The 5,187-nt window shown below is 63.5% G+C and carries 7 protein-coding genes; 1 reads left to right on the top strand and 6 read right to left on the bottom strand.

Going from position 1 to position 5,187, the window contains the following annotated elements:
* Positions 1 to 478, top strand: a 478-nt coding sequence (locus tag EN879_RS23530; RefSeq protein ID WP_127274275.1) for a GNAT family N-acetyltransferase, incomplete at its 5' end; no start/stop codon positions are given.
* Between the two features lie 88 nt (positions 479 to 566).
* Here the strand turns inward: EN879_RS23530 and EN879_RS23525 are convergent.
* From EN879_RS23525 to EN879_RS23500, 6 genes are all read right to left on the bottom strand, one after another.
* Complete coding sequence (locus EN879_RS23525; protein ID WP_024503606.1) at positions 567 to 860, bottom strand: hypothetical protein; 294 nt, start codon at positions 858 to 860, stop codon at positions 567 to 569.
* 148 nt (positions 861 to 1,008) lie between these two features.
* On the bottom strand, positions 1,009 to 2,922 hold the full coding sequence (gene dxs / locus EN879_RS23520) for a 1-deoxy-D-xylulose-5-phosphate synthase (RefSeq protein ID WP_063167673.1): 1,914 nt from the start codon (positions 2,920 to 2,922) through the stop codon (positions 1,009 to 1,011).
* Positions 2,923 to 3,064: 142 nt separating this feature from the next.
* Positions 3,065 to 3,985, bottom strand: a complete 921-nt coding sequence (locus tag EN879_RS23515) for a pirin family protein (protein WP_063167672.1) — start codon at positions 3,983 to 3,985, stop codon at positions 3,065 to 3,067.
* 39 nt (positions 3,986 to 4,024) lie between these two features.
* On the bottom strand, positions 4,025 to 4,291 hold the full coding sequence (locus EN879_RS23510; RefSeq protein WP_013532791.1) for a DUF2277 domain-containing protein: 267 nt from the start codon (positions 4,289 to 4,291) through the stop codon (positions 4,025 to 4,027).
* A gap of 110 nt (positions 4,292 to 4,401) precedes the next feature.
* Positions 4,402 to 4,653 (bottom strand): exodeoxyribonuclease VII small subunit, encoded by a 252-nt coding sequence (locus tag EN879_RS23505; RefSeq protein ID WP_013532792.1) that lies wholly within the window; start codon positions 4,651 to 4,653, stop codon positions 4,402 to 4,404.
* Positions 4,654 to 4,656: 3 nt separating this feature from the next.
* Positions 4,657 to 5,187: histone deacetylase family protein (locus EN879_RS23500; protein WP_164774539.1), on the bottom strand; the 531-nt coding region annotated here is incomplete at its 5' end.

Genomic DNA, 5,187 nt, shown 5'->3' with positions numbered 1-5,187 from the left:
GCTGAAACGGCTATGGCTCGCAAAACACGGCCGCGTTTCGGACCTGTTCGACGAAGGTTCCCCCGCGCTGCCGGCACTGATCTCCGTTCTGGCCGGGCTTGGGTTGCTGCGCATCTTCGTGCTCGAACGCGAAGACGAGATCATCGCCATATCGATCAATTTCGAGCAGCATGGAACCATGATGGCTTTCGTCACCACCTATGATCCGGCCTTCGAACGGGCCTCGCCGGGCATGGTCTTGATGATGGATTACATCCAGTGGTCGTTCGACAGGGGCTTGACCACGATCGATTTTCTCTGCGGCGGCGAGGATTTCAAGCGCCGCTTTGCGACGCATTCGGTGATCTTGTCGTCAGTGGTGGGTGGACGAAACCTGCGCGGACGCCTTGCCGCCCTGGCAGACCGCGCCCGCCACGCGGCGCAATCCTGGCGCCCCGAGAAACCGGCGCAACAAGCGGAGCTGGTGGCGGCGGAGTAGCAGTGCCGACGCCTTTAGATCACCCGCACAGCGGCAAAGCACGATGAAACGATCGGGCAATCCCGATCAGGGCTTGCTGGTCTCTAGCTCAGAATACGCTTCGCGAAACCGGGCGCTCGACGGCCGGAGACAACCCATCCGCACGCCCTCCCGACGCTTGCTCGCGTGAAGGCTCGATGGCAACCGCAGGTGCGGGAACGGGGGCCGGCAGAACCACCAGTTGCGGCACCTGCTTGAAGGAAAAGCCGCCGCGGATGTCGCCCATCTTGCCGGCGACGATGCCCATGGCCGCCTTTTCGAGGCTGCGATCATAGCGCGTTTCGGCTGTGGCCGGCGCGACGATGACGGCGCAAAGCGCTGCGCCGCACAGAAGCGTTTTCATTGTTGCTGTCTCCCTGCCTGATCACGATCTAGCAGGGCGCCGTTGAAAAACGGCCAAGAGACACGGTAAGCAAAGCGCCAAACGGCAGCGTAAACAACGCGTTAAGAACGTTGGCCGGCAAACTGATTCAAGTCACTGAGACTTTGATTCAGGCGCGCTGGGCGCGAACCGTATGCCCGAGCGCGACGAACACGGTGCGCACGATGCCGGCAGCATCGAGCCCGGCATCGGCATACATCTTTTCCGGCTTGGCGTGGTCGGTAAACACGTCGGGCAGCACCAGCGGGCGCACCTTCAGGCCGCTTTCCAGCAGGCCTTCATGGGCGAGGAACTGCAGCACATGGCTGGCGAAGCCGCCGACGGCGCCCTCCTCCACCGTCACCAGAACCTCATGCGAGCGGGCCAGCCGCCGGATCAGATCCTCGTCGAGCGGCTTGGCGAAACGGGCGTCGGCGACCGTGGTGGAGAGCCCGGCAGCCCCTAGCTCCTCGGCGGCGATCAGGCAATCCTGCAGCCGTGTGCCGAAGGACAGCAATGCTACCTTGGTGCCCTCCCTGACGATGCGGCCCTTGCCGACTTCGAGCACGGAGCCACGCTCCGGCATGTCGACGCCAACGCCATTGCCGCGCGGATAGCGAAAGGCGATCGGGCCGTCATCATAGCTTGCCGCGGTGCGTACCATGTGGCGCAGCTCCGCCTCGTCGGCCGCCGCCATCACCACGAAGCCCGGCAGTGTCGCCAGGAAGGTGGTGTCGAAGGCGCCGCAATGGGTGGCGCCATCGGCGCCGACGAAGCCGGCGCGGTCGATGGGAAAGCGCACCGGTAATTTCTGGATGGCGACGTCGTGGACGACCTGGTCGTAGGCGCGCTGCAGGAAGGTGGAATAGATGGCCGCGAACGGCTTGTAGCCTTCGGTGGCGAGGCCGGCGGCGAAGGTCACCGCGTGCTGTTCGGCGATGCCGACATCGAAGGTCCTCGACGGGAACGCTTCGCCGAACAGGTCGAGGCCGGTACCGCTCGGCATGGCTGCGGTGACGGCGACGATGCGGTCGTCCTCGCGGCCCTCCTGGACCAGGCTTTCGGCGAACACCTTGGTGTAGGCCGGTGCGTTGGCCGGCGCCTTGGCCTGCGCGCCGGTGATGACGTCGAACTTGTTGACGCCGTGATATTTGTCGGCGGCGGCTTCCGCCGGCGCATAGCCCTTGCCCTTCTGGGTGACGACATGGATGAGCACCGGGCCTTCGCCATTGTCTCGGACATTTTTCAGGACCGGGATCAGATGCTCCAGATTGTGGCCGTCGATCGGGCCGATGTGATAGAAGCCGAGTTCCTCGAACAGCGTGCCGCCGGTGACGTAGCCGCGTGCATGCTCGACCGCCCTTGTGATCGCACGATCCGCCCGCTTGCCGAGATAAGATGTCAGTTTTTTGCCGAAATCGCGCAGGCCGATATAGGCCTTGCCGGAGGCCAGCCGCGCCAGATAGGCGCTCATGGCGCCGGTTGGCGGCGCGATCGACATGTCGTTGTCGTTGAGAATGACGATCAGCCGTGCATCGAGCGCGCCGGCATTGTTCATCGCCTCGTAGGCCATGCCGGCAGACATGGCGCCGTCGCCGATGACGGCGATGACATTGTTGCGGCCGCCGGAGAGATCGCGGGCCGCGGCCATGCCGAGGCCGGCCGATATCGATGTCGAGGAGTGGGCAGCGCCGAAGGGATCGTACTCGCTCTCGGCGCGGCGGGTGAAGCCGGACAGGCCGCCTTCCTGGCGCAGCGTGCGGATACGGTCGCGGCGGCCGGTCAGGATCTTGTGCGGATAGGCCTGGTGGCCGACATCCCAGATCAGCCGATCATCGGGGGTGTTGAAGACATAGTGCAGCGCCACTGTCAGCTCGACCACGCCAAGGCCGGCGCCCAGATGACCACCCGTGCGGGATACCGCGTCGACCAGCTCGGCGCGAAGCTCGGACGCCAGTTGCGGCAGCTCACTCTCGGCAAGCATGCGCAGGTCGGCCGGGATGCGGGCCTTGTCGAGAAGCGGCGTATGCGGCGTTGCGTTCACGGTGCTCAGGCTTTCGGTTGATGGGCGAAATAGGCCGCCGGCCGGCGAAAGTAAATGCGTGTCAGTGACGCGGATCAGACTGTGGTCTTTTGCTTCTATGCAGGTCGTTTCCCCAAAACCGGGCCACTTTGGGCGACAGGCATCAGCTTTCCGGCAGCGGAATGAACTCTTCCTCGTCTCCTGGAACGATGTCGAAGCGGCCTGTCTTCCATTCCTCTTTCGCCTGTTCGATACGCTCTTTCGACGACGAGACGAAATTCCACCAGATGTAACGCTTCGAACCAAGAGAGGCGCCGCCGAACAGCATGAAATGCGCCCCGGTCTGCGACGACACGACGATCTCGTCACCGGGACGGAAGACCAGCAGCCGTTCGGCTGGGAACACATCGCCCGAAATCGAGACCTCGCCTTCCAGCGTGTAAATGGCGCGCTCTTCCGCATCGGCAGGGATTTTCACGCTGGCGCCGGGCGCCAGGCGCAGGTCGGCGTAGAGCGTCTCCGAATCGGCCCTGACCGGGGACCGTAATCCTTGGAAATCGCCGATGATGAGGCGCCCGTTGACGCCTTCGGCATCAATCTCGGGAAGCCTGAGCGCTCCTGTGTTCTCGAACACAGGAGCCACCTCTTCCTTGTCGTCCGGCAGCGCCAGCCATGTCTGCAGGCCGGATACCGACATCGGCGCGCCACGCAGTTCCTCCGGCGTACGCTCCGAATGGACGATGCCGCGGCCGGCGGTCATCAAATTCACGTCGCCGGGCTGAATGACCATTTCGGTGCCGAGGGAGTCGCGGTGCCGGATCTTGCCGTCGAACAGATAGGTGACCGTCGACAGTCCGATATGCGGATGCGGACGGACGTCCAGCGCCTGGCCGGCCCGCAGGATCGCGGGACCCATGCGGTCGAAGAAGATGAACGGACCGACCAACCGCCTTTTTGCCGTTGGCAGGGCACGGCGCACCTGAAAACCACCGATGTCCTTGGCGTTCGGAATGACCATCAATTCGATCTGATCGCTGGCGAACGCATCGCCCACCTCAGGGTCTTTCCCGGGGAAGAAGCTCATGGACTCTCCTTGTCGGTGGTCGAAGGCCGCCTGGCCGCATCAGGCAAAGCGGATGGCCGCCTTTGCCCGCAGCTTGGCCGCCACCTCTTCGCGATTGCGCGGATGCTGATGGGTTTCCAGGGAATCGAGCAGTTCGCGCGCCGAGGCCGCGATGGCGTCGACGGCATGATCGAAGGCGTGCTGGTTCTGCTTCGAGGGTCGCGTCGTTCCGCTCAGCTTGCGGACGAACTGAAGGGCCGCGTCGCGCACCTCGTCATTGGTTGCCGGCGGATCAAAATTGAACAGGGTCTTGATGTTTCTGCACATCGCTTCCGTATCTCCTCTTGTCCTTGAGCTGTTTCAATCGCAACGAGTTATATCCTCGATCATGATCATGTCCAAAAACCGGTGAGGCGAGGCCATCGTTCGGACCGGCCTCAATCCGCGTCGAGCGGCTCCGTTCCAACCGGCTTGCCGTCGCGCGACAGCCTGATCTTCTCGACCTTGTCCTCGGCGGCCTTCAGCAGCCGGTCGCAATGCGCCTTCAGCGCCTCGCCACGTTCATAGATCCTGATCGACTGGTCGAGCGGCACGTCGCCACGCTCCAGATCATCGACGATCTTCTCCAGCGCATCGAGTGCCTGCTCGAAGCTCATCGCCTTGACGTCTTCGTTGGTCTCACCAGCCATCGTTCATCCTTTCATCAGTCGCCCGACATGGGCGGCGACCGAAAATGCCAATCCCTGCAGATCGTAGCCGCCCTCGAGCAGGCTGACGAGCCGGTTGCCGCTGTGGCGTGCCGCGCGCTGCATCAGCTGGCCGGTCGCCCAATCGAAATCATCCTCGGTCAGATTGATCTCGGCCAGCGGATCGCGGTGGTGCGCGTCGAACCCGGCCGAAATGATGATCAGGTCGGGCGCGAAATTGTCGAGCGCGGGCAGGACGCGCGACAGGAAGGCATCGCGAAACACTTCGCTGCCGGTCTGCGGCGCCAGCGGTGCGTTGACGATGTTGCCGGCGCCCGTTTCGGTCTTCGCTCCGGTGCCGGGATAAAGCGGCATCTGGTGTGTCGAGCAATAGAGCACCGAGGGATCGTCCCAGAAAATATCCTGCGTGCCATTGCCGTGATGCACGTCCCAGTCGACGATGGCAACGCGCTCGACACCGTGTTTCTTCTGCGCATAACGCGCCGCGATCGCCGCCGTGTTGAACAGGCAGAAGCC

The sequence above is a fragment of the Mesorhizobium sp. M7A.F.Ca.AU.002.02.1.1 genome (assembly GCF_003998535.1).
In the GTDB taxonomy this organism is placed as follows: Bacteria; Pseudomonadota; Alphaproteobacteria; order Rhizobiales; family Rhizobiaceae; genus Mesorhizobium; species Mesorhizobium ciceri.
Note: the sequence above shows the minus strand (reverse complement) of the source record. Positions and strands in the feature narration are given on the sequence as shown.

What these genes read in the sequence shown, in the direction of transcription:
- EN879_RS23525 (WP_024503606.1), bottom strand. Translation starts at nt 860, where the DNA reads ATGAAAACGCTTCTGTGCGGCGCAGCGCTTTGCGCCGTCATCGTCGCG.
- EN879_RS23515 (WP_063167672.1), bottom strand. Translation starts at nt 3,985, where the DNA reads ATGAGCTTCTTCCCCGGGAAAGACCCTGAGGTGGGCGATGCGTTCGCC.
- EN879_RS23510 (WP_013532791.1), bottom strand. Translation starts at nt 4,291, where the DNA reads ATGTGCAGAAACATCAAGACCCTGTTCAATTTTGATCCGCCGGCAACC.
- EN879_RS23505 (WP_013532792.1), bottom strand. Translation starts at nt 4,653, where the DNA reads ATGGCTGGTGAGACCAACGAAGACGTCAAGGCGATGAGCTTCGAGCAG.